This is a genomic window from Nocardia sp. NPDC060255 (genome assembly GCF_042727395.1).
Taxonomy (GTDB): domain Bacteria; phylum Actinomycetota; class Actinomycetes; order Mycobacteriales; family Mycobacteriaceae; genus Nocardia.
Genome location: NZ_JBHXAU010000032.1, coordinates 43262 through 66223 on the forward strand (window position 1 = coordinate 43262; position 22962 = coordinate 66223).

Here is a 22962-nt window from a genome sequence, read left to right on the forward strand (position 1 = left end):
CCGTCGTGGTACGCATAACGGACATGCCGGACGCAGTCCGTCCGCTACGCGCGGACGGCCGCGCCGGCGGAGGTACGCAGAGGTGGCGACCGGACAACACGAGGAGGCGCGATGAGCACGCCACAGGATCCGAAACCCACCGGCGGAACACCGGAGCCGGCGGAGTCCGCGTCGTCGAGCGTGCCCGGGGCGGCAGATCCCGCGACAGCGGCGGACGCTGCCCCGTCGTTGTCGAAAAACGTTGGTGCGGCAGAACCTTCGAGTGAGCCGTACGCCGCGCCACCGCCGCCGGCGGGTGAGTGGTGGCAGCCGACAGAAGCTGCCGCCGGGCCGTTGGGCGGGCAAGCACAGCCATCGGGCGGCGGACCCGCTGGGCCTTCCAGCGGGCAACCGCCCCGGGATTCGGGGCCCGCTGGGCCACCTGGCAGTCAGCCTGCGCCGGGCGGTGGACCTGCTGGACCCGCCGCTGGCCAGACGTCCTGGGGTGCGGATCCATCGCAGCAGGGGTGGGGTGCGCCGACCGGTCAGCAGCAGTGGGGTGCGCAGCAGGGTCAGCCGCAGTACCCGCAGTATCCGGGGAGCGGCCAACCGCAGGATTCGGGCGGCACGCCGCAGTACCCGCAGGGCGGGGTCTACAACTATCCGCCCGCCGATGGCTACGGCCAGCAGCAGAATCCACCGCCCGGCGGCTACGGCACTTACCCGCCACAGTCGTACGAGCCCTACGCCACCCCACAGCAGTCCTCCGGCACCCAGGTGTTCTCGATCATCGGTTTCGTCTGCGCGGTGATCGCGGTGTTGTTCTGCCCCATCCTGTTCGGCCCCGCGGGCATCGTGCTCGGCATCGTCGGCCACAACAAGGGCGAGTCGCTCGGTAAGTGGGCCGCGATCGCGTCGGGCGTCACCATGATCATCGGCTTCCTGGTGGGGTTCCTGATCTTCAACGGAGACCTGAGAACGTAGATTGCTCTGTATGAGCGAGGCACGATCATGACCAAGTTCAGCGGCTTTCCGCTGGCGGGGCTGGATTTCTACGAGGATCTCGAGGCCGACAACTCGAAGATGTTCTGGACCGCGCACAAGGATGTGTACGAGTCGGCGGTGAAGGCGCCGATGCTCGCGCTGACCGCCGAGCTGGAGCCGGATTTCGGTGCGGCCAAGATCTTCCGGCCGTATCGGGACGTGCGTTTTTCCAAAGACAAGACGCCGTACAAGAATCACCAGGGCGCGTATGTGTCCGTTGCGCCGAGCACCGGCTGGTATGTGCAGGTCGGTGCGGCGGGACTGTATGTCGCGGGCGGTTTCTACGGCGGTTCGTCCGAGCAGATCGCGCAGCTGCGCGCCACCATCGATCACGATGTACGCGGCCCGGAACTGGCGGCGATTCTGGCGAAGCTGCGCAAGGCGGGGTATACGATCGGCGGCGAACAGCTCAAGACCAAGCCGAAGGGTTACGACGCCGACCATCCGCGCATCGACCTGCTCCGGCACAAGGCCCTGGTCTGCAACAAGGAAATCGGCGCACCGCCGTGGCTGGACAAGCCACAGGCCGCCAAGGAGATCCGCACCGCCTGGGAGACGATGCGGCCCCTGGTCGACTGGCTCGGCGCGGTGGTGACCGGCGCGACTACCCGGTCACCGCTGCTCGCCTAGTCCCAATGCCGCTCAGTTTGGGTTCCTGCCCGGTTGTCAACCGGGCAGGACTTGGACGCTGATTTCGGCTTGGTAGTTGGTGCGGTCGGTGCCTGCTCTGGCTTGATGTTTGGAGTTGGCGCGTTTGACGACGCGGGGACTGATTCTGGTTCGGCGTGGGGGCAGTAGGTTGTCCAGGACAGCGCGCCCGATTCGGCCGACCAGGTCGATGATGGTGTCGGCGATAACGCCTGCGGCGTGGATGAGCTGGTCACGGGCGGTGTGGAGCGCGACGGTGAAGCTTGCTCTGTCGGGTCCGGCGGTGGGGTGGTTTGCGGTGGCGTCGGCGATTGCCAACCGTAGGGCTTGGTAGGTGACGAGCAGGGCGTAGACCTCCTGTTCGATTCCTGCCGGGGTGCGGGCGCGCAGAACACGTCCGCCGAGGATGCTGGATTTCAGTTCCAGGTAAGAAGTCTCGATTTCCCAGCGCTGGTGGTAGAGCTCGACCAGATCGCGGGCTGGGAAAGTGTGGTGGTCTGTCAGGGTGGTGAGTAGCCGGTAGCGTCCCACGCGGCGCTTGGCCTGGTGTTTCCCGATGCCGGTGACGGCGATCTCAGCGTCGATGACCCGTAGTTTCACCGTGCCGAGGATCGTGAGGTAGGAGCCGTCGGGACAGCTTCGGATTCGTGGAAGAACCCGGTTGTCTTTGCATCGGATCAGCAGATCTGCATCGGTGGCCGCGATCGCGGCGATCAGGGCCGTGACGGCGAAGTTTCGGTCGGCCAGCAGGAGCATGCCCGGTCGCAGGCAGCGGACAAGGGTTGGGGCGTAACTGGTTTCGCCGATCCGGTCCGAGCCGAACACGGCATCGATCACGGTGCGGGTGCCGCAAGCCACGACCGTCAACAGCCGCATCAGCGGGTATCCACTGCCGCCGTTGTTGCCGCTGTGGCGCAGGTAGCGGGTCAGGTTGGCCGCGCTGTCGGGTAGCGAGATCAAGGTGCCGTCGATTGCGCAGACCAGCAGGCCCCGCCACCGTCGCGTCCCGGCGGCAGGGCCGGCGAGCAACTCGAACAACGCCCGCAGGGGTTTGACCCCGACGCGACGCCGGGCTTGGGCCAGCGCCGAGGTGCTCGGGCTCGCCGATCTATCCAACCCCGCGGTCAACCGCGCCCAGACCTGCCCATAACCGGTCTCGGCGAACAACCCGGCAGCCAGCAGCAGATACACCACTACCCGTGAGGGCAGGTCCCGCACGCGCCGCTGGGTACTCATAGTCGAATCGAGAACAGCATCGACCATCTCGAACGGCACGATCTGGGTCAACTCGCCGAGATGGCCAGGCGCGAACGCACCCCCCGCTACCGAAACAACACGACCGATGACAGACTGAACAGACAGCGGAACTCCAGAGGTGGCGACAGGTTGTCTTGCGAGGACAAACCCATCAATACCCGGAGTTCCGCTGTCTTCGTCTCACCGACACACGTTGACAGCCAACACAATTCGACATCACCACACCGACCAACCAGCGATCGGCACCCACCCCACACCAGCCGACTTGACGATCCGCCCGCCGCCTTAACTAAGCGGCATTGCGACTAGTCCCGCGCGGCGAGGACGAGGGCGAAGCGGTTGTCGGGATCGGTCCACACCTCCTCGGTGCTGAACCCGGCGGCGGACAGTTCCGCGTTCAGTCCGTCGACGCGGAACTTGGCGGAGATCTCGGTGCGCATCTGCTCACCGGCGGCGAACTGCACGGTGAGGTCCAGGTCGCGAACGTTGACGGTCATGTCTTCGGTTGCCGCCAAGCGCATTTCGATCCACTCGTGCTCGGCGTCCCAGAGCGCGATGTGCTCGAACTTGTCCGGTGCGAAGTCGGCGTCGAGGCGAGAGTTCAACACGTGCAGCACATTCCGATTGAACTCGGCGGTGACACCGGCCGCGTCGTCGTAGGCGGGGACCAGCACGGCGGGATCGATGACCAGGCCCGCACCGAGCAGCAGTTGCTCGCCCGGTTCCAGCACCTCGTAGATGCTGGCGAGGAATTCGGCGCGTTCGGCGGGAATCAGGTTGCCGATGGTGCCGCCGAGGAAGGCGATCATCCGGCGGCCACCGCCGGGCAGGTTGTGCAGGGTGTCGGTGAAATCGCTGACCACACCGTGCACGGCGAGGCCGGGGAACTCGGTCGCGATCTCGTCCGCGGCGGCACGCAGCGCCGAGGACGAGACGTCCTGCGGCACATAGGTCTTCAGCGGCCCCTCGGCGGTCAGCGCGGACAGCAGCAGCCTGGTCTTGGCAGCCGAGCCCGCGCCGAGCTCGACCAGCACCTCGGCCTGCGCGACGCGGGCGATCTCGCCGACCACCCGCTCCAGCAGCGCGCGTTCGGTGCGCGTCGGGTAGTACTCGGGCAGCTCGGTGATCTGCTCGAACAGTTCACTGCCGCGGGCGTCGTAGAACCACTTGGGCGGCAGCCACTTCGGGTCGGCGGTGAGGCCGAGCCTGGCATCAGCGCGCAATGCCGTGGTGAGGTCGTCGTCGGATAGGTGGATCTCCAGCGTCGGTGCGGTCATCGTGAGGCGCCTTTCGTGCTGTCGGGCAGCGGATCGATGGTGAGCTTGCCGGGACGGGCGACGACCAGGCTGCGGTCGGGGATCGACTGCCAATTCGGGTCGTCGTCATAGGGTTCGGAGGCGAGCACGGCGAAGGTGTCGGTGACCAGCGCCGACAAGGCGTGGTGCACCGTGGTGGCCCAGAGGGTTTCGCCGTCGCCGAGCAGGAAGTTGAGCCGTGCGGCCGGTGCGTGTTTCAGCACGCCGGACGCCAGCAGGGCGAGGGCCGTGCCTGGGGAATCGACGAAACCGTCCAGCGACACCGCAGTGAGCAACTGCCGCAATAGCACCCAGAGCGTCGCGGCGTCGGTGGGTGATTCGGCCTCGAGTAGTTGGATCGTCTCGAAGAGTCTGGTCGCGCCGAATCGGGTGGCGGCATTGTCCAGGTCCGACGACGCCGCGGTGATGACGTTGCGCCAGTTGGGTACCGAGCCGTTGTGACTGAAGGCCCACTGTGCGCTGGTGAACGGGGCGCACGCGGCCCGCTCCACCGGCATGCCGACGGTGGCCGACCGGATCGAGCCGAGCACAGCGGTCGAATGCAGTTGCGTCAGTACCTCTTCCACCGCCGGGTCGGTCCAGATGGGGGCGGAGTTGCGGTACCGGCTGGCGATCGCGGTGCTCGCTGTCGCAGCGCCACCGGGCGGTTCGCCGGTTGCCGATGGGAGCTGAGTGTCGGTCGGCTCAACGGCCCGCCACCACGCGACGCCGAACCCGTCGGCATTGATGGTGCCGCCGCCGCGCATGTCTCGCGGTGCCCAGGCCTGGGTCCGCAGCGAATGCGTACCGGCGGTGAGCATCTCACCGACGCTCACCGTTGGACCGAGGTAACCGAGATGTCTGCACATCAGTGCCCGCCTCCTGCCGCCGCGATGCCGAACCGGTCAGACCCCGCCGAGTGGATCGGCGCGATGTTCACTCGCCCTCCCCCGGCCGCAGGTCCCTGGCGAGCCGGAAGCCCGAGAAGATCTGCCGCCGGATCGGGTGGTCCCAATTGCGGAAGGTGCTGCGGCAGGCGACCGGGTCGGTGCCGAAGGAGCCGCCGCGCAGCACGCGATAGTCGCCGCCGAAGAAGACCTCGGAGTACTCCTGGTACGGGAAGGCGTGGAAGCCCGGGTACGGCTCGAAACCCGAAGCGGTCCACTCCCAGACGTCGCCGATGAGCTGGTGCACACCGGCCGGGGACGCGCCCGCCGGATAGGCGCCGACGTCGGCCGGTTCCAGGTGGCGCTGGCCGAGATTCGCGGTGCTGGCGTCGGGTTCGGTGTCGCCCCACGGGTATCGGCGGGCGGCGCCGGTGGCCGGGTCGTGCCGCGCGGCCTTCTCCCACTCGGCCTCGGTGGGCAGTCGCTTGCCCGCCCAGTTCGCGAACGCCTCGGCCTCGAACCAGCACACGTGCACCACCGGCTGGTGCGGGCGCAGCGGGGTGAGCGTGCCGAAGACGCGGCGCCACCAGTGCCCGGCGGGGTCGCGCTCCCAGAATTGCGGCGCGACCAGGCCCGCCTCCTGCCGGTGCGCCCAACCGCGATCGGACCACAGTTCGGGGCGGTCGTAGCCGCGGTCGTCGATGAAGGCGAGGTACTGCTCGTTGGTCACCGGCGCGGCGTCGATCGCGAAGCCGGGCAACCGAACTCGGTGCGCGGGCCGCTCATTGTCCAGCGCCCACGGTTCGGTGGAGGTGCCCATGGTGAATTCGCCTGCGGGGATAACGACTTCGCCGGTGACAGGCGCGGCCACGGTCGGGACGGCGAGCGCCGTCAATACCGCAGCGCCAGTGCGCAGCTGGTGGGTGGCCAGCATGGTCTCGTCGTGCTGCTGCTCGTGCTGGGCGATCATGCCGAACGCGAAACCGCCGTCGACCAGCGGCGAACCGCGTAAGTCGCTGCGGTCCAGCACATCCCACACCTTGTCGCGCACGGTGCCGACGTATCCCCTGGCCTGGGTCGGGTCTAGCAACGGCAGCGCGGGACGGTTCGAGCGGGCGTGCTTGAACGCGTCGTACAGCTCGTCGATGTCGGCGCGCACCGCCTCGCGGCCGCCGACATCGCGGACCAGCCACAGCTCTTCCTGATTGCCGATGTGCGCGAGATCCCACACCAGCGGGCTCATCAGCCGCGAATGCTGCGCGACCAGCTCGGCTTCATCGATGCAGTCGGTGAGGGTGAGCGTGCGCTGCCTGGCCCGCGTGAGCACCTCGGCGATCTGCTCGCGTAATTGCTCGGTGCCGGAATTGTCCGTGGCAGGCGGATGGTGAATGGTCACGATAGGTCTCCGGTGCTAGTTTCTGTCGGCTTCGGCGCAGCTCGGTACGCCGGGCCGGATCGGCAATGCGGACAGGCTCGTGGCATGGCTGGACGCGCGTGCCCGACCCCGTCTCGCGACAGGTCGGTCACAAGACGACTCCGGAACCGCCCGCCCCGGCACCGTCCGCGGCGGATTCCGCCACGGGTCCCTGGCCGTGGCGACATCGCTCGACGGCGGATTCGATCTCCCCGGCGGCCTCGGCCGACGCCGCGTTGGCCGCGGCGAGGCTCAGCAGTTCGACCGCGACGGCCCGGATCTCCAGATCGGCTAAGCCGTAGCGCGCGGCGTCGAGCCAATGCCCGGCCAATGGCGCGGCGATGGCGATCGCCTGGGCCACCACGATGCGGCTGGACATGAGCGCGTCCAGGACGTGGATCGGGACGGTCCAGCTGTCGCCGGGCTGGGCGTCGATGTAGCGGACCTCGAGATACCCGGACGCACGCACCGGCGGGAACAGCGTGGTCAGGTGATAGTCGAGGTCGTTGCGATCGGGCCTGCGGCCGACCTCGTCGTCCAAGGCGCCGGAGAGCCAGTCGGCGAAGGTCGCGCCCGGCGGCGGGGACCAGCCCGCGCCGTGACCGTCCGGGTGGTGACCGTTCGTGCCCGGCCCGTCACCGTCCGGTCTTCGGACGCACAGCAGCGGCACGTCGAGCGCCCATCTGCTGTAGCCGACGATCGGATCCGCCCAGTCCATCAGCGGCGGCCGGGTCCTGGCGTTGTCGAGGCGCAGCCAGGCCCGCATCCGCTGGGAGGCCCAGTCGCCCGCCGGCGCGCCGCGCAAGGCGGGCGAGCAGGCGAAGGCGGCGAGCATGGCCGGGCCGATGGCATACAGCGCGGTCCAGCGGGCGGCGATATCGGCGCGGTCGGCGCCCGCATCGACGCTGACCTGGGTCGCGGCGGTATTGCACATCATGAGTTTGCCGAACGGGCCGATGCCGGCGAAGGTCTGTTCCATGGCGCGATAGCGCGGCAACTGGAGCAGCCGCTTGGGGCGGCGGTCCGCGTCGGCGGCGGCGGAAACGGTTCGGATGGACCGGGATTCGAGAAGTTCCCGCAAGAGGCGGGCATCGTCGCGGAGCGAGGTACTCAGCTGCGCGGCATCAGCGAATGGTGCGCTGGATAATTCGATCTGACCGCCGGGTTCGATGGTGACCCGGCTGCCCCCTGGTAACGGCTTTTCCGGAGAATCGGGGGCGATGGACCGTGGTGCGTAAGGTCCGAGGGCATCCGCAAGAGCAGTCAATTGCGGACGCGGGGCGGCCGAGGGGCCTGACGCCTGACACTCACCCTGCACGGTGAGCCATTCGAGCTCGGCGCCGATCAGCGTGGGTGGTCCCTGCTTGAAGCAGACACCCCCGATATACGCCTCGGCGGCGGCTCGCGAGTTGAGCTCTCCATCGTGGATTACCCGACTGACCAGCTCTGATTCCAGCGTGACCGCCATGCCAACCTCCGTTGTGCGTCCGAGTTGCTGTGGTTTCGTGTCCGCTGTTGATCTGTAACCACCGCGTGGCCGTGCTGTGTTCCGCTCGCGGCGATCCATCCAGAGTAGCGAGCGGCACCGACAAGAAATCGACAAGAATCCGAACTGGGGACCAGCCGGGGACGGCCGGACTCCGTCCCGCAATGCCCGTTAAAGTCGGAATCATGCTGGATGAAGAGCGTGTCCGAGCCGACACTCCGGGTTGTGCGTCCGATGACGCGCCGGGTTCGGTGTTCCTCGACAGTGCCGGATCGTCACTCCCGCCACAGGTGGTCCTCGACACCACCATCGACCATCTGCGACGCGAGGCCGCGATCGGTGGCTACCGCGCCGCGAACGAACGCCTCGACGATCTCGCGTCGGTGAAGACCGCGATCGGCAGGCTCATCAACGCGGCACCGACCAGCATCGCGTTGAGCGACAGCGCAACTCGTTCGTGGGCCGATTTCTTCTACTCGATTCCACTGGCCGAGGGCGACCGCGTGCTGATCTCCGGGTCGGACTACGCGAGCAACGCCATCGCGGCGCTGCAGCGGGCCCGCGCCACCGGGGCCACGGTCGAGCAGATCCCGAACGACGGTACGGGGCAGCTCGATCTCGATGCGCTGGCCGCGATGGTCGACGAACGGGTCAAGCTGGTTTCGCTGCTACACGCACCCACCAACGGCGGCCTGGTGAACCCGGCCGCCGAGGCCACCCGGATCGCGCATTCGGTGGGCGCGCTGGTGTTGCTGGACGCCTGCCAGTCGATCGGACAGCTCGCGATCGACGTGGCCGAGCTCGACGTCGACGCGCTCTCGGCCACCGGCCGCAAGTGGCTGCGCGGACCGCGCGGCACCGGATTCCTGTATGTCCGACCGGAATTGGCGCGATCCCTGGAACCGGGCCGGCTCGACCTGCATGGCGCGTCCTGGGTCGGCCCGGACGAATACCGCCTCGCGCCGGATGCCAGTCGCTTCGAATTCTGGGAATGCGACGTGGCCGGACGCCTCGGCCTGGGCGCGGCCGTGCAGTACCTGCTCGACCTCGGCCCCGAGAACGTGTACGACGCCATCGCCGCCCGCGCGGAGCACCTACGCAAGGAGCTTCCCGGAATCCCCGGAGTGACGGTGCGCGACAACGGCATTCGACACAGCGGCATCGTGTCCTTCACCGTCGACGGCCTAGACCCCCTCGCAGTGCGCGATCAGCTTGCCGCCCAGCACATCACGGTAACCGTGAGCCACGCCAGCTCCACCCTGCTCGACATGACCGCCCGCAACCTGCGCGCCGTCATCCGCGCCTCCCCCCACTGCTTCGTAACCTTCGACGAACTCGACCGATTCATCGCCGCCGTCACCGCGCTGTAGCGCTACGAACCATCGAGTCGAGTCGAATGGTCGCCAAAAGATCTTCAACAGCAACCTTTTGACTCGACTCGATTTCCCTGTCATCTCTGGAGGGGGGAAGGGGGTCAGGATAGGTGTAGGTGGAGGGCGCGGTCTACAAGGGCGCGGGTGTTGGCGGTGGGGGCGATCAGTCGTAGGCTGCGGTTCGCTTGCAATGTTGCGATGCCGTGGAGGTTCGTCCATAGGGCGAGCGCGCGGTCCGCTGGGGGCGCTGAATCGTGTTGTGCGGCTTCGGCTACCAGGGTCGCGTAGCGCGCGAACAGGGGGAGGGTGGTTGCGCGCAGGTTTTCGCCGGAGCCTTCGAGTAGGTCGTGCCGGAACATCAGGGTGAACATTTCGGGGCGGGCTCCGGCGAATTCGACGTATTCGACGCTCATGCGGGCCAGGCGATCTCGGGGGGACTCGCCATCGGGATCGGCTGCGGCGAATCGGGCGATGAGGTCGGCGAAGCCGCGTGCCGCGACGGCCGCCAGCAATGCGCGGTGGGTGGGGAAGTGTCTGCGCGGTGCCCCATGTGAGACACCGGCGGCCCTGGTGATGGCGCGGAGTCCCAATTGCGCCGCGCCGACCTCTTCCAACAGGTCGACGGCCGCACCGACCAGGCGTTCCCGCAGCGGTTCACTCTCGACCATGCAGACATTGTCTACGGCAACCATCGAATCTCCGCACCGGGGTGTAGACACTGTCTACGTGAATGCGGTAGACAGTGTCTACACATTCTTTTCGGGAGGTCTACGTGTGGTATCGGCTCTTCAAGTACGTCTTTCTCGGCCCACTGCTGCGGGTGCTGGGTAGGCCGGAAGTCGAAGGGCTCGAACATGTTCCGCGCACCGGACCGGTGATCATCGCGGCCAATCATCTCGCGGTGATCGACTCGCTCTACCTCGCGCTCGTGCTGCCGCGCCGGGTCACCTTCCTGGCCAAGCAGGAGTACTTCACCGGGACCGGCCTGCGCGGCCGATTCAAGCGCTGGTTCTTCTCGGCGGCGGGCCAGGTGCCGGTCGACCGGACCGGCGGCAGCGCCGCGGCCGACGCGCTCGCCGCCGCCGGCCACATCCTCGAGGCGGGCGGCGTCTGGGCGATCCACCCCGAGGGCACCCGCTCACCGGACGGACGGATCTACCGCGGCCGCACGGGCACCCTGCGGGTCGCGATGGCGACCGGCGCCCCGGTGATCCCGGTCGTGCTCGCGGGCACCGACCGCGTCAACCCCCGCAACCGTCGACTGCCCCGGTTCGGCAAGGTCCGGATCAGCTTCGGCACCCCGCGTTACTACCTGCCCGCCGAGCAGCATCACGTCGCGCGCACGGCCACCGACGAGCTGATGCGCGAGCTCGCGGCCCGTTCCGGCCGCCACTACGTCGATCAGTACGCCACCAAGTTCCGCTGAACGCCGGTGGCCTACCAGCGCATAGCGGGTGTCACCCCTCGACGACCGCCGGATACCCGCGACACTCCAGCAAACTCAGACACGCGGGAAAAGGGTTAACGCCACGCCGGAATGGCGGGATAGTTGAGTCAGGTCGGCAGGCGGCCCGAAGCTGGTGATGAGGGAGTTGACGTTGAGCAGGTTCACCGACGAGATGTATGCGACGGCGCAGGCGTCGACCCGGGGGCTGGTGACCGGCGAGCCGAACGCGCCCCGGCGCCAGGGCTGGGGTGAGATCCATCGGATCGCCCGGCGGATGGCCGGCGGCCTCGCGGCGGCGGGTATCGGACACGGTGACGCCGTCGGCGTGCTCGCGGGCATGCCGGTCGATATCGCACCGGCCTGCCAGGCCATTTGGATGCGCGGCGCGTCGATCACCATGCTGCATCAGCCGACTCCGCGGACCGACCTGGTCGTCTGGGCGCGTGATACCGAGACCGTGCTGACCATGATCGAGGCGCGCGCGGTGGTGCTCGGCGCCCCGTTCGAGGCGGCCGAACCGCTGCTCCGCGAGCGCGGCATCACCGTGGTGCGGATCGACCAACTGCACGACGGCGAAGACACCGACCCGGTACCGACGGCCGAGGACGATATCGCCTTGCAGCAGTTGACCTCTGGATCGACCGGGTCACCCAAGGCGGTACGGATCACCCACGGCAACTTCTTCGTCAACGCCTACGCCATGTTCGACCGGGTGAAGTTCCAGCTCGACGACGACGTGATGGTCAGCTGGCTGCCGCTGTTCCACGACATGGGCATGGTCGGATTCCTCAGTGTCCCCATGCAAATCGGCGCCGAGGTGGTGTGTGTGACGCCGATCGACTTCCTGATGCGACCCTTGTTATGGGCCGAGCTGATCGCCAAATATCGCGGAACCGTCACCGCCGCACCGAACTTCGCGTACTCACTGCTGGCCCGCCGGCTGAAGCAGGCCGACGACGGCGCGTTCGATCTGAGCAGCGTCCGCTACATGTGGAACGGCGCGGAGCCGGTCGACCCGGACACCATGGAGACGCTGGCCGCCGCCGGAAAGCGCTTCGGGCTCAGCCCGATGGCGCTCACCCCGGTCTACGGCATGGCGGAAACCACACTGGCCGTGTCGATTCCGGATCCGGGCCTGGGCCAAGTGCTCGACGTCATCGACGCCGACCTGCTGGAAGCACTCGGCAAGGCCGTGCCGGTGCTCGACCCGCACGGACACCCCGGCAATATCCGCCGACTGCCCACGCTGGGTTACCTAGTCGATCATCTGGAAGGCCGGGTGGTCGACGCGGAACGCCAAGAACTGCCGAGCCGATCGGTCGGCGTCATCGAATTACGCGGCCCGGCAGTCACTTCCGGCTACGTCACGGTGAACGGCTTCCGCCCGGCGCAGGACGACGCGGGCTGGCTCGACACCGGCGACATCGGCTACTTCACCGACGAGGGCCTGATCGTGGTGTGCGGCCGGATCAAGGACGTCATCATCATGGGCGGCCGCAACATCTACCCCACCGACATCGAACGCGCCGCCACCCGGGTGACCGGCGTCCGGCCGGGCAACGCGGTGGCGGTGCGCCTCGACGCCGGGCAGAAGCGGGAGAGCTTCGCCGTGGTGGTGGAGAGCAACGAATACCAGGATGCCGAGGCGGTCAAGCGAATCGAGCGCGAAATCGTGCACGCGGTGTTCTCCGAGGTCGGTTCCCGCCCGCGTACCGTGGCAGTGCTCGGCCCCGGCGCACTGCCGAAGACCTCCTCCGGCAAGCTCCGCCGCGCCGCCACCGCCGTCCACCTGCGCTGAAAGCACCCCGTTGCCGCGCGCTTCCGATGACATCCGCAACGTCCAGTTCCGGAAACCGCAGCGCGGCAAGCGCGGCTACGACGAGGACCGGGCGACGATCAATGCACTCGGTTCTGCGCGGCTTCCAGCCCGACCCGGAGCAACAGCTCGACGGCGTCGGCGGCCTGCTCGACGATCACCGGTATCTCTTTACGTTCCGGTGCCGCGAACGGCTTGAGCACGTAGTCGGCGGGATCCTGCCGACCGGGCGGACGGCCGATGCCGATCCGGGTGCGCAGGTAGTCCTTGGTGGTCAGTGCGCTGGAGATGGAGCGAAGGCCGTTGTGTCCGCCCTCGCCGCCGCCGCGCTTCAGCCGGATCTCGCCGAACTGCAGGTCGAGCTCGTCGTGCACGACGATCACCTCGGTCGGCGGCACGGAGAAGAACTTCGCCAGCGCGGCGACCGGGCGGCCGGACAGATTCATGAACGAGCGCGGCTTGGCGATCAGTACCTGGCGGCCGTCGAGGCGGGCCTGCAGCAGGTCGGCGCCGGACTTCTTGTGCACGGCAAAACGGCCGCCGACGCGCTCCGCGAGCACGTCGGCGACCAAAAACCCCACGTTGTGCCGGGTCCGCTCGTATTCGGTTCCTGGGTTACCCAGTCCGACCACGAGCGCGGGCCCGGTGGTGGATTCGGTCATCGACAACCGATTCCGGTGCTACTTACTCGGCGCTCGCGGCGTCGGCGGCGGCCTCCGCAGCCTCGGCGGCTTCCTCGGCCTCGGCCTCGGACTGCGGGGCGGCGATGATGTTGACGATCAGGGTCTCCGGATCGACGATCAGGGTGACGCCCTTGGGCAGAGTGAGCTGGCTGGCGTTGATCTGGGTGCCCGCTTCGATGCCCTCGACCGAAACCTCGATGGATTCCGGGATGCTCATCGCGTCGGACTCGATGGAGATGGTGTTGGCGTCCTGGGTGACCAGGGTGCCCGGGGCGGCGTCGCCGACGACGATGACGTTCACATCGGCGGTGACCTTCTCGCCCTTCTTGATGATGAGCAGGTCGGCGTGCTCGATGTAGCGGCGAATCGGGTGCACGACAACGGATTTGGTGAGCGCGAGCTGCTTCTTGCCGTCGATGACGAGGCTGAGCACCGCGTTGGTGCCGTGCTCGCGCAGAATGGCGGAGAAGGCACGGGCGTCGAGCGAGAGGTGCTGCGGGTCGGCCTGGTGGCCGTACAGCACGGCGGGAACGTTGCCCGCGCGACGGGTACGGCGGGCGGCACCCTTACCGAACTCGGTGCGTACGGCGGCTTCGAGAAGGTTGGCGTCGGACATGACTGGATCTACTCCCTACGGCTGTTCCGGGCTGTCAACAGTGCGCCAGGGTCTGTTTCCGCCCTGGCTGGGTTGGTCTACTCGTCCGACGAAAGAACCAACGGGGACGGCCGGAAGCCGAGCCGCGTCGATCACGGTGAACGCAAAACAAGGTCTGCGGTCACCCTCGCCGAGACAACCCGAACACCATACCGCAATGGTTATGCGCAGTTGGAATCGGGTGGCCGGGCACAGGTCGTGTCGGGGTCATACGGATCGCGTAGATTAGACAGGTTGCCGATCGGTCGTCTGTGAAAGGTTGTTCCGTTGACCGCCTCCCCTGAGGGACTGCCCGCCGAGGTTTCCCGACGGCGCACGTTCGCGGTGATCTCGCACCCCGACGCCGGCAAGTCGACGCTCACCGAAGCGCTCGCGCTGCACGCCAGGATGATCTCCGAGGCGGGCGCGATCCACGGCAAGGCCGGCCGCCGCTCCACCGTCTCGGACTGGATGGAGATGGAGAAGGCGCGCGGCATCTCGGTCAGTTCGACCGCGCTGCAGTTCAATTACCGCGCCGAGGGCTCCGACGTGGACAGCGTGATCAACCTCGTCGATACGCCCGGCCACTCCGACTTCTCCGAGGACACCTACCGGGTGCTCACCGCCGTCGACGCCGCGGTGATGCTGATCGACGCCGCGAAGGGCTTGGAGCCGCAGACGCTCAAGCTGTTCCAGGTGTGCCGGCACCGCGGTATCCCCGTCATCACCGTGATCAACAAGTGGGACCGGCCGGGCCAGGCGCCGCTGGAACTGCTCGACGAAATCAACGAGCGGATCGGCCTCACCCCGACACCGCTGTTCCTCCCGGTCGGTATCGCGGGCGACTTCCGCGGGCTGCTTCGCCGCGGCGAAGAGGGCGCCCCGCTCGAATACATCCACTTCACCCGCACCGCGGGCGGCGCGACCATCGCGCCGGAAGAATCGCTGACCCCGGCGCAGGCCGAGGCGCGCGAGGGCGAGCCGTGGACCACCGCGGTCGAGGAGAGCGAGCTGCTCTCGGCCACCGGGCAGGATCACGACCAGGAAATGTTCCTCGCCGGGCAGACCTCGCCGGTCATCTATGCCTCGGCGATGCTGAACTTCGGTGTGCGGCAACTGCTGGAGGCCCTGGTCTCGCTGGCGCCCGCACCGGGACCGAGGCCCGACGTGAACGGCGGCGCCCGCGAGATCACCGAGCCGTTCAGCGCGGTCGTATTCAAGGTGCAGGCGGGGATGGATGCCGCGCACCGGGACCGGCTGGCGTTCATGCGGATCGTGTCCGGTGAATTCGAGCGCGGCATGGTGGTCACCCACGCGCAGACCGGGCGCCCGTTCGCGACGAAATACGCGCTGACCGTGTTCGGCCGCGAACGCAACACCGTCGACACCGCCTACCCCGGCGACGTGGTCGGCCTGGTGAACGCGACGGCATTGGCCCCGGGCCACACGTTGTTCGTGGACAAGAAGGTGGAGTTCCCGCCGATCCCGTCGTTCGCGCCGGAGCACTTCGCGGTGCTGCGCGCGGAGAGCGCGGGCAAGTACAAGCAGTTCCGCAAGGCGATCGACCAGCTGGACTCCGAGGGCGTTGTGCAGGTGCTGCGCAACGACATTCGCGGCGACGCGTCACCCGTGCTCGCGGCCGTCGGCCCGATGCAGTTCGAGGTGGTCACCGCGCGCATGCTCACCGAGTTCAACGTCGAGACCAAGATGGACAACCTGCCCTACACGCTGGCCAGGCGCACCGACGCCGGATCGGCGGACGAACTCGGCAAGCAACGCGGCGTCGAGGTGTTCACCCGCAGCGACGGTGCGATGCTCGCGCTGTTCAGCGACAAGTGGCGGCTGCAGTACATCGAGAAGGAATTTCCGAAGCTGACCCTGGAGCCACTGGTCGCGACGGCGGACTGATCACCCGGCTTCCGGTTCGCGCCGGACGGGTGGTGCGCCCGGGTCGCGTTCGACTGAGGAGATGACGCCGTCTTCTCTGGAAATGAGGCCCCAGCGGCTCGAGGTCAGGCGCAGGCTCGGCAGATCGCTCAGGGAAAGCACGACTTCGTAGGTGCGTTCGTAACCGGTGTGCGAAATGCGCCAGCTGCCGTCGTCGCAGCGCACGTATTCGTCGGAATAGAAGGCCGCGCCGCGCAGCAGCATGTTGTGGCCGGGGATGAGTACGGTGTCGGCGAGGTACCAGGTGCCGGTCGCGGCGTCGCCGTCGACGTCGATCTCGGGGTGGTCGCAGCGGTGCTCGGTGATGACGTGCGGGCCGAGGGTGTTGCGCATGAACGCGAGGAACGCGTCGCGCGATTCGAACTGCAGGTATTCGCTGTAGGTGGCGGTCGCGTCCGGAATCATGGTGTCCGCGAACTCATCCCAGGATTTCGTGTCGAGGCTGCGTAGGTAGCGGAACTTCAATCTGCTGATAGCGGTGATGTCGTCGAGTCCGCGATCGTCGACGCGAGGTTTCCCCTCGCGACGTTCTTGCTCGCCTGCGTTCGCCCCTTGGTCGCCACGTTCCAGCCGTCCGATGTCGATCCGGGGATTACCCTGCTCCTGCCCGCCACCCGCACTCGGGTCGCCGCGGCCTTGCCCGCCGGTTCCCTGCTCCATACTTAACAATCCCATCCGAAGGCCATTGGCTTCACGAATTGGGAGATTTGTACCAGATTGCTATCACCGATCGGGGGAGATTCCGCCCAAGATCAACTGCGGGTCAGTTCGCGATGGTGAAGCAGGTGCGGCAGAAGTCCTCGCCGAACTCGGTGAGACGCAGACTCTTGCGCACGATTTTCGGTGCGCGACCGGCCTTCTTGAGCGCGGCCTCGACTACCGGCTGCACCTCGAGCACCATGTATCGGCTCAACACCACCGGGTCGTCGGAGACCGACGTCAGTCCGAGTCGACTGAGGTTGATCAGGTAGGGGCGCGACCGATCCGGGTAGCGGACGCCCGCCTGCTCGGGCACCGAGGTCAGGTCGCCTTGCACCAGTTCGGAGCCGATGCCCAGTGGCCGGTTGGTCCGTACATCGACCGAGGGCTGCGGGCCGTTCTGCGCCATGAAGCGCAGGATGCGGGCCTCGTCGGGCGCGAGCTCGTCGAGGATGCGGTCGTAGGCGGGGTGCACGTCCTCGGTGAAATAGACGTCGGCGGAACGAGCGAGCAGCGCGTCGCCGCGACGGCGGAGCTCATCGGTGCTCGCCGAACGAAGGTAGGAGCCGACGGCGAGCGCCTGCTGCTGCGCGCCGCTGTTATTGCCCGGCCCGTTCGGCGTCGGCACGTAGCTCACGATCTCGCGCACCGACCCCTCGGTGACACCGAGCGCGCTACGGGCTATGGAGCGCAACGCATTTCCGGTTCGCTCGGCGATATCGGCGGACGATTCACCGTCCAGCGCGGCCTGGGTGATCTCCTTGGTGACCTCGAAGGTGGTGCCGACCGCCCACTGACCGCCGCGCACCACACTGCCCGCCGCGAGTCCGGCCGCGCGGAATACGCCGCGAATCAACCGTGCCTCGTTGCTGATCTGCCGCTGTTCGACATCCGAGCTGCGCTCAACGGCGCGAGAACCGGCTCGAGCGATGTCCTGTCCGGTCCTGTCGTCTGCCACGTCATACTCCGATATCGCCAGGTGAACGAATCCCGCCCCACAGATTACTTCCCCCTGTGTCGCTGGTCATTCTCGCCGTCGGTCTCGGCCGATGCGGCATTGCACACAAACACTGTGACCGATATCTCGGCGTGCGCCAGTGTGGCAGCACGCACTCGAGGTGGACCCAGCTGTTCCCCTCACAATAAGGTCCCGGTGCCGACATGGTGCTACTTTGATGTTCCGGTGAGGCGGCGGTCACCGGTGTGTCGGCAGGAGGGTGTCGTGTTAGAGAGTGTGTTCGGTGTCCACCCAACAATCCTGCTAGAGCTTCTGACTATCCCACTTTTCACGGGAATCATCGGATACATCACCAACTGGACCGGCGTGCTCATGCTGTTCCAGCCCATCGCCTTCCACGGCTTCCGCCTCCCAGGACTTCGCGCGCTGTATCCCTTCCTGCCCAAAAGAATTCAGGTGCTTCCGCTACTGAGTTACGACGGCAGATTCGGCTGGCAGGGCATCGTCCCGTCGCGCGCGGACAAGATGGCGAGCATCGCGGTCGACAAGGGCTTGGCAAAACTGGGTAGCGTCGCCGATTTCTATCGGGAGCTGGAGCCGGACAAGCTCGCCGAACATCTCGCGAGCATCGCCGACGAACAGATCCAGACCATCGTCGAAGATATTCTCAAGCGCGAACATCCGCAGCTCTGGTACAACCTGCCGAGCCAAGTTCGAGACATGGTGCAGGCCAGGGTTCGTCAGCAACTGCCGGATATTCTGCGCGAGCTGACCGATGAATTAGGCGCGAATATTGATCAACTGCTCGATGTGAAGCAGATGGTGATTCGCTACTTCCAGGGCAGGCCGCAACTGCTCAACACGCTGTTCCAAGTGCTCGGCGCGAAAGAACTGCGGTTCATGATCAACTTCGGTTTCTACTTCGGCGCGCCGATGGGCGTCGTGCTCGTCGCCATCCTGCACTTCACCGGTTGGTCGACGCTGGTCGTGCTGCCGATCGGCGGCGTGGTGATCGGCTGGGTGGTCAACTGGGTCGGCATCAACATGATTTTCGCGCCCGCCTACCCGAAGTGGTGGTGCCCGTGGCGGCAGGGGCTGCTGATCAAGCGCCAGTCCGAAATCACCGACGGCTACGCGGAATTGGTGTCCAGCCAGGTGCTGACGGTCGCCAATATCGGCGACGAGCTGCTCAACGGGCCGCGCTCGGACCGCACCATCCAGATGCTCGAGGACACCCTGCGCCCGGCCGCCGACCGCGCGCTCGGCCCGGCCAGGCCCGCCGTCAAGTTCATGCTCGGTAGCCGCGATTACGACTCCCTGCAGGACACCTTCACCGCCGAGGCCATGGCCATCGCCCCGATCGCCTTCGCCGACCCGGAGTTCAACGTCCGCCAGGGCCGCCAGATCAACACCTACATCGCCAAACAGATGGCGGCACTGAAGCCGCCGGACTTCGTCGACATGCTGCGATCGGCCATCAAACAAGATGAGTGGCTGCTTTTTCTCCATGGCGGCGTGCTGGGCCTGTTCGCCGGATACGCTCATATTCTGATATTCGGAACAGGAGTGGCGACCACATGGCTGTAGCGAAATCCGACCCCGGCGACGCTGCCGGGGACGTCGAGCACGCCCCCGAGGCGGCTACGCCGTCGACGGAGATCGCGCGGCGGCCTGGCCGCGAAGTCGTCCGCCATGACGAATCATCTTCGCGGGTGCCCTATCCCATCGCGGGCGTGCGCGCGGCCACCGGCGTGGCCAGGGTGGCGTGGACCGCGGCGACCGGGATGACCGCGTGGAGTCTCGGCACCGCCGTCGGCGTCACCTCGACGGTGGTCCGCCGCAGCATCCAGGGCGTGCCGCCGCGAGAAGTGCTGGCCGAGGCCGAGTCCGAGGTGCGCGACCGGCTGCGCCGGGCGCTCGGCTTCGCCGAAGCCCCGAACGAGCCTGCCGCACAAGCCGTTCCCACGCTGCGCGAGCAGGGTGCCGCGCTGCTGCGCCTGTCGGCGAGCACGCACGGCGACGAGGAGAACCATCCGGCCTTCGCGGGCATGCTGGCCGAGCTGACCCCGGACGAGGCGCGCATCCTGCGCTTCCTGCACCTGGACGGCCCGCAGCCCTCGATCGACATCCGCACCGGACGCCCGCGCGCGCTCGGCGCGGAACGCGTCGGGTCGATGCTGACGCTGGTCGGCGAGCAGGCCGGGCTGCGCTTTCCGAACCGGATCCAGCAGTATCTGACCAATCTGCGCAGGCTCGGGCTGGTCGAGCACGCGCGCGAGCCGGTCGGCAACCCGCACCGGTACCAGCTGCTGGAGGCGCAGGGGCCGGTGCGGGAGTTGTTGAAGCGCTCCGGCTTCGGCACGAAGGTGATCTACCGCAGCGTGTCGCTCACCGGGTTCGGTGGCGACTTCGTGCGGACCTGCCTGCCGGTCGCGATCCAGGACGATCGCGCCGCCGGGCACTGACCGGCCGGTTACCCGTCCGCCAGCTCCATCCAACGTTCCTCTGCCGCTTCCTTTTCCGCGACGACCTGCTTGAGCTCCGCGTTGAGCTTGACCAGCTTGTCCGGGTCGGTCGCGGCCTCGGCGAGCGCGGCGTGCAGCTGCCGCTCGCGTTCGTCGAACTTCTCGATCGAGCGTTCCAGCTTGGACAGTTCCTTGCGCGCGGCCCGCTGGGTCGCGGCGTCGGTCACCGGTGCGGCCTTCGCGTCGCCCGAGCGAATCACCGCATCCCCCTGTGCGGCACGCTTTTTCAGGTACTCGTCGATGCCGCCGGGCAGGTTGGTGAGCTTGCCGTCGCCGAACAGCGCCCAGGTCGAATCGCAGATGCGCTCGATCAGGTAACGGTCGTGGCTGATGACGACCAGGGTGCCCGCCCAGTTGTCGAGCAGGTCCTCGAGCTGCTGCAGGGTGTCGATGTCCAGGTCGTTGGTCGGCTCGTCGAGCAGCAGCACGTTCGGCTCGGCCATCAGGATGCGGGTCAGCTGCAGCCTGCGCCGCTCGCCACCGGACAGATCGCCGACCGGGGTGCGCTGCCGCGCCGGGGTGAAGCCGAGCCGTTCGGCGAGCTGCCCCGCCGAGATCTCCTTGTCGCCGAGCATGATTCGCTGCGCGACCTGCTGCACCGCTTCCAGCACCCGCATATCGGTCGGCAGATCGTCGAGTTCCTGCCGCAGCCAGCCGATCTGCACCGTCTGGCCCTGAATGCGTTTACCCACCGCCGGTTCCGTCTCGCCGGCCAGCGTGCGCAGCAGGGTGGTCTTGCCGGAGCCGTTCACGCCGACCAGGCCGACCCGCTCCCCCGGCGCGAGCCGCCAGGTCAAGTCGCGCACCAACTCCCGGCCGTCCGGGGTGGTGAGCGTGGTGTCCTCGAGCTCGATGACGACGCGCCCCAGCCGCTTTCGCGCGAACGCCGCCAGCGAGACGCTGTCGCGCGGCGCGGGCACATCGGCGATCAGCGCCTCGGCGGCCTCCACCCGATAGCGCGGCTTGGAGGTGCGGGCCTTCGCGCCGCGGCGCAGCCAGGCCAGTTCCTTGCGGGCCAGGTTGGCGCGCCGGGCCTCGGAGGCGTCGGCCTGCCTGGCGCGCTCGGCGCGGGCGAAGATCCAGTCGCCGTAACCGCCTTCATAGGTTTCGACCTTGCCGCCGACGACCTCCCAGGTGTTGGTGGCGACGGTGTCGAGGAACCAGCGATCGTGCGTCACGACGACGAGCGAGCTGCGGCGGTTCAGCAGATGCTCGGCCAGCCACTGCACGCCCTCGACATCGAGGTGGTTGGTCGGCTCGTCGAGCACGAGCAGATCAAGGTCGCGGACCAGGGCGGCGGCCAAGGCGACGCGGCGGCGCTCACCTCCGGACAGATTGTCGATCAACGTCTCCAGGCCGAGCCCGGCGATCCCGATGCCCTCCATCACCGAACGGATGCGCGGATTGGCGGCCCACTCGTGTTCGGCGACATCGTCTGTCATCGCGTCGTCGGCCAGACCCGCCAGCACGACATCACCGACGGTCGAACCCGGGGGCAGCACGCCGCGCTGCGTCACCGTGGCGATGCGCAGCCCGCCGACGCGGCTGACCCGTCCGCTGTCCGGCGGTTCCAGCCCGGTGAGCACCTCGAGCAGCGTGGTTTTACCGCCGCCGTTGAGACCGACGACGCCGATCCGCTCGCCCGCATGGACGCCCATCGACACGTTGTCCAGTAGCGGCGTGATCCCAAAGCTCTTGGAGACCTGCTCGAGGTTGATCAGGTTGGACATGAATCCTTCCGGTTCTTGCAGCGGCGGGCGAGTTGCGTGCCCTCAGCCAGCGTACTGAGCTCCCCGAACCCGCTCCGCCACCTCCCCGCGTCAAGCCCCCAGCAGACCCCCTTGCGGAACGAACGATGTTCGTCTAGATTGATCTCAACGAACAACGTTCGTTACGAACGAAGTTTGGGCGCTCTCCAGTACACAGCCGCAGAATGGGAGCCCACCTCGGATGACGAGGCGAGAGGGCGGCACCATCCAGTTCGCTTCTCCCAGGAGGTTCTCCCATGCACGTCGGTCTCGGTCTGCCCATCTCCGACCCCACCGTTCTGCTCGACTGGGCCCGCCGCGCCGATGCGGGCCCGTTCTCCACCCTCGGCCTGCTCGACCGGCTCGTCTACGACAATCCCGAACCGCTCGTCGCCCTCGCCATCGCCGCGGGCGCCACCTCCCGCATCAAGCTGCAGACCGAGGTGCTCATCGCGCCGCTGCGCGAGCCGTCGCTGCTCGCCAAGCAGGCCGCGACGCTGGACCGGATGTCCGGCGGGCGCTTCGTGCTCGGCCTCGGCGTCGGCGGTCGCGAGGACGATCACATAGCCTCCGGCACCGACCTCAAGACCCGAGGTCGCCGCTTGGACAAACAGATGGAGATCATGCAGCGCATCTGGTCCGGCGCGCCGTACGGCCCCGACTGCGGTCCGATCGGCCCGGCGCCCCTGACACCCGCAGGACCCGAGATCCTGTTCGGCGGCTTCCAGCCCGCCGCGCTCGAACGCGTAGGCCGTTGGGGCGGCGGCTTTCTCGCCGCCGCCCCGGCCGCCTGGGCGGGCCGGCTGTTCGACACCGTGCGCAAGTCCTGGACCGACAACGGCCGCGCCGGCGCCCCGCGCATCGTCGCCCAGGTCAACGTCGTCCTCGGCGACCAGCACCTGATCGACGAGGCCCGCGCCTCGATGGGTGGCTACTACGAATTCAGCGGCCGCGCCGACTACATGCTCGAGGGCATGCTCACCACCCCCGACGCGATCCGTTCCGCCATCAAGCAATTCGACGATCTCGGCGCCGACGAGGTCATGCTCTACTGCTACGGCGCCGACCCCGACCAGGTCGACCGCCTGGCCGACGCCATCGCCTGAACTACCGGCCGGCGGG

The 22962-nt window shown here is 67.6% G+C and carries 20 protein-coding genes and 1 pseudogene; 10 read left to right on the plus strand and 11 right to left on the minus strand.

The genetic code is table 11. The annotated features are described in order from the left end of the window. Positions 1-111 precede the first annotated feature (111 nt). Positions 112-963 (plus strand): hypothetical protein, encoded by an 852-nt coding sequence (locus ACFWF1_RS38460; RefSeq protein WP_379280988.1) that lies wholly within the window; start codon positions 112-114, stop codon positions 961-963. Between the two features lie 27 nt (positions 964-990). Further along, positions 991-1653 (plus strand): DUF2461 domain-containing protein, encoded by a 663-nt coding sequence (locus ACFWF1_RS38465; RefSeq protein ID WP_379280989.1) that lies wholly within the window; start codon positions 991-993, stop codon positions 1651-1653. A 36-nt stretch (positions 1654-1689) separates the two neighbouring features. Here the strand turns inward: ACFWF1_RS38465 and ACFWF1_RS38470 are convergent, their stop codons facing one another. The 5 genes from ACFWF1_RS38470 to egtA all read right to left on the minus strand — a co-directional run bounded on the left by ACFWF1_RS38470 (position 1690) and on the right by egtA (position 7992). Beyond that, positions 1690-3084 (minus strand): IS4 family transposase, encoded by a 1395-nt coding sequence (locus tag ACFWF1_RS38470; RefSeq protein ID WP_379281214.1) that lies wholly within the window; start codon positions 3082-3084, stop codon positions 1690-1692. A 149-nt stretch (positions 3085-3233) separates the two neighbouring features. Beyond that, on the minus strand, positions 3234-4205 hold the full coding sequence (egtD, locus tag ACFWF1_RS38475) for an L-histidine N(alpha)-methyltransferase (RefSeq protein ID WP_379280990.1): 972 nt from the start codon (positions 4203-4205) through the stop codon (positions 3234-3236). Then, positions 4202-5092, minus strand: a complete 891-nt coding sequence (locus tag ACFWF1_RS38480; protein ID WP_379280991.1) for a class II glutamine amidotransferase — start codon at positions 5090-5092, stop codon at positions 4202-4204. The genes egtD and ACFWF1_RS38480 overlap by 4 nt, the downstream gene beginning before the upstream one ends. Before the next feature lie 67 nt (positions 5093-5159). Next, positions 5160-6506, minus strand: a complete 1347-nt coding sequence (gene egtB, locus ACFWF1_RS38485) for an ergothioneine biosynthesis protein EgtB (protein ID WP_379280992.1) — start codon at positions 6504-6506, stop codon at positions 5160-5162. Between the two features lie 127 nt (positions 6507-6633). Further along, positions 6634-7992, minus strand: a complete 1359-nt coding sequence (gene egtA / locus ACFWF1_RS38490) for an ergothioneine biosynthesis glutamate--cysteine ligase EgtA (RefSeq protein WP_379280993.1) — start codon at positions 7990-7992, stop codon at positions 6634-6636. Positions 7993-8195: 203 nt separating this feature from the next. On the opposite strand from egtA, the gene ACFWF1_RS38495 reads away from it, so the two are divergent. Beyond that, a complete protein-coding gene (locus ACFWF1_RS38495; RefSeq protein WP_379280994.1) occupies positions 8196-9380 on the plus strand; it encodes an aminotransferase class V-fold PLP-dependent enzyme in 1185 nt (394 codons plus the stop codon). Between the two features lie 104 nt (positions 9381-9484). On the opposite strand, the gene ACFWF1_RS38500 is transcribed toward ACFWF1_RS38495, so the two are convergent. Then, entirely contained in the window at positions 9485-10051 is a 567-nt protein-coding gene (locus ACFWF1_RS38500) for a TetR/AcrR family transcriptional regulator (protein ID WP_379280995.1), read from the minus strand. A 104-nt stretch (positions 10052-10155) separates the two neighbouring features. Between ACFWF1_RS38500 and ACFWF1_RS38505 the strand changes: the two genes are divergently transcribed. The 3 genes and pseudogenes from ACFWF1_RS38505 to ACFWF1_RS38515 all read left to right on the plus strand — a co-directional run. Beyond that, positions 10156-10809, plus strand: a complete 654-nt coding sequence (locus tag ACFWF1_RS38505) for a lysophospholipid acyltransferase family protein (RefSeq protein WP_379281215.1) — start codon at positions 10156-10158, stop codon at positions 10807-10809. Between the two features lie 172 nt (positions 10810-10981). After that, positions 10982-12628, plus strand: coding sequence for a fatty acyl-AMP ligase (locus ACFWF1_RS38510; RefSeq protein WP_379280996.1), 1647 nt, complete (start codon positions 10982-10984; stop codon positions 12626-12628). A gap of 10 nt (positions 12629-12638) precedes the next feature. Beyond that, positions 12639-12716 (plus strand): annotated as a pseudogene (locus tag ACFWF1_RS38515) (DivIVA domain-containing protein); the annotation flags it as partial. Between the two features lie 10 nt (positions 12717-12726). On the opposite strand, the gene pth reads toward ACFWF1_RS38515, so the two are convergent. Together pth and ACFWF1_RS38525 are read right to left on the minus strand one after the other, a co-directional pair. Then, the gene (pth, locus tag ACFWF1_RS38520; RefSeq protein WP_364722684.1) at positions 12727-13308 is read right to left on the minus strand and encodes an aminoacyl-tRNA hydrolase; all 582 of its coding nucleotides are present in this window, start codon (positions 13306-13308) and stop codon (positions 12727-12729) included. 22 nt (positions 13309-13330) lie between these two features. Continuing rightward, entirely contained in the window at positions 13331-13945 is a 615-nt protein-coding gene (locus ACFWF1_RS38525; protein WP_379280997.1) for a 50S ribosomal protein L25/general stress protein Ctc, read from the minus strand. A gap of 306 nt (positions 13946-14251) precedes the next feature. Between ACFWF1_RS38525 and ACFWF1_RS38530 the strand changes: the two genes are divergently transcribed. After that, positions 14252-15871 carry a peptide chain release factor 3 gene (locus ACFWF1_RS38530; protein ID WP_379280998.1) on the plus strand — a complete coding sequence of 540 codons (1620 nt, stop codon included), beginning with the start codon at positions 14252-14254 and terminating at the stop codon, positions 15869-15871. Here the strand turns inward: ACFWF1_RS38530 and ACFWF1_RS38535 are convergent, their stop codons facing one another. Next, the gene (locus ACFWF1_RS38535; protein WP_379281216.1) at positions 15872-16393 is read right to left on the minus strand and encodes a nuclear transport factor 2 family protein; all 522 of its coding nucleotides are present in this window, start codon (positions 16391-16393) and stop codon (positions 15872-15874) included. It abuts the gene before it with no gap. Between the two features lie 280 nt (positions 16394-16673). Then, the gene (locus tag ACFWF1_RS38540) at positions 16674-17567 is read right to left on the minus strand and encodes an Abi-alpha family protein (protein WP_379280999.1); all 894 of its coding nucleotides are present in this window, start codon (positions 17565-17567) and stop codon (positions 16674-16676) included. 114 nt (positions 17568-17681) lie between these two features. On the opposite strand from ACFWF1_RS38540, the gene ACFWF1_RS38545 reads away from it, so the two are divergent. Together ACFWF1_RS38545 and ACFWF1_RS38550 are read left to right on the plus strand one after the other, a co-directional pair. Continuing rightward, complete coding sequence (locus tag ACFWF1_RS38545; protein ID WP_379281000.1) at positions 17682-19154, plus strand: hypothetical protein; 1473 nt, start codon at positions 17682-17684, stop codon at positions 19152-19154. After that, positions 19145-20032 carry an Abi-alpha family protein gene (locus ACFWF1_RS38550; protein ID WP_379281001.1) on the plus strand — a complete coding sequence of 296 codons (888 nt, stop codon included), beginning with the start codon at positions 19145-19147 and terminating at the stop codon, positions 20030-20032. The genes ACFWF1_RS38545 and ACFWF1_RS38550 overlap by 10 nt, the downstream gene beginning before the upstream one ends. Positions 20033-20040: 8 nt before the next feature. Here the strand turns inward: ACFWF1_RS38550 and ACFWF1_RS38555 are convergent, their stop codons facing one another. After that, positions 20041-21822 carry an ABC-F family ATP-binding cassette domain-containing protein gene (locus ACFWF1_RS38555; protein ID WP_379281002.1) on the minus strand — a complete coding sequence of 594 codons (1782 nt, stop codon included), beginning with the start codon at positions 21820-21822 and terminating at the stop codon, positions 20041-20043. Between the two features lie 275 nt (positions 21823-22097). Here ACFWF1_RS38555 and ACFWF1_RS38560 point away from each other — a divergent pair, with 275 nt between their 5' ends. Next, complete coding sequence (locus ACFWF1_RS38560; protein ID WP_379281003.1) at positions 22098-22946, plus strand: LLM class flavin-dependent oxidoreductase; 849 nt, start codon at positions 22098-22100, stop codon at positions 22944-22946. The last annotated feature ends 16 nt before the right edge of the window (positions 22947-22962 follow it).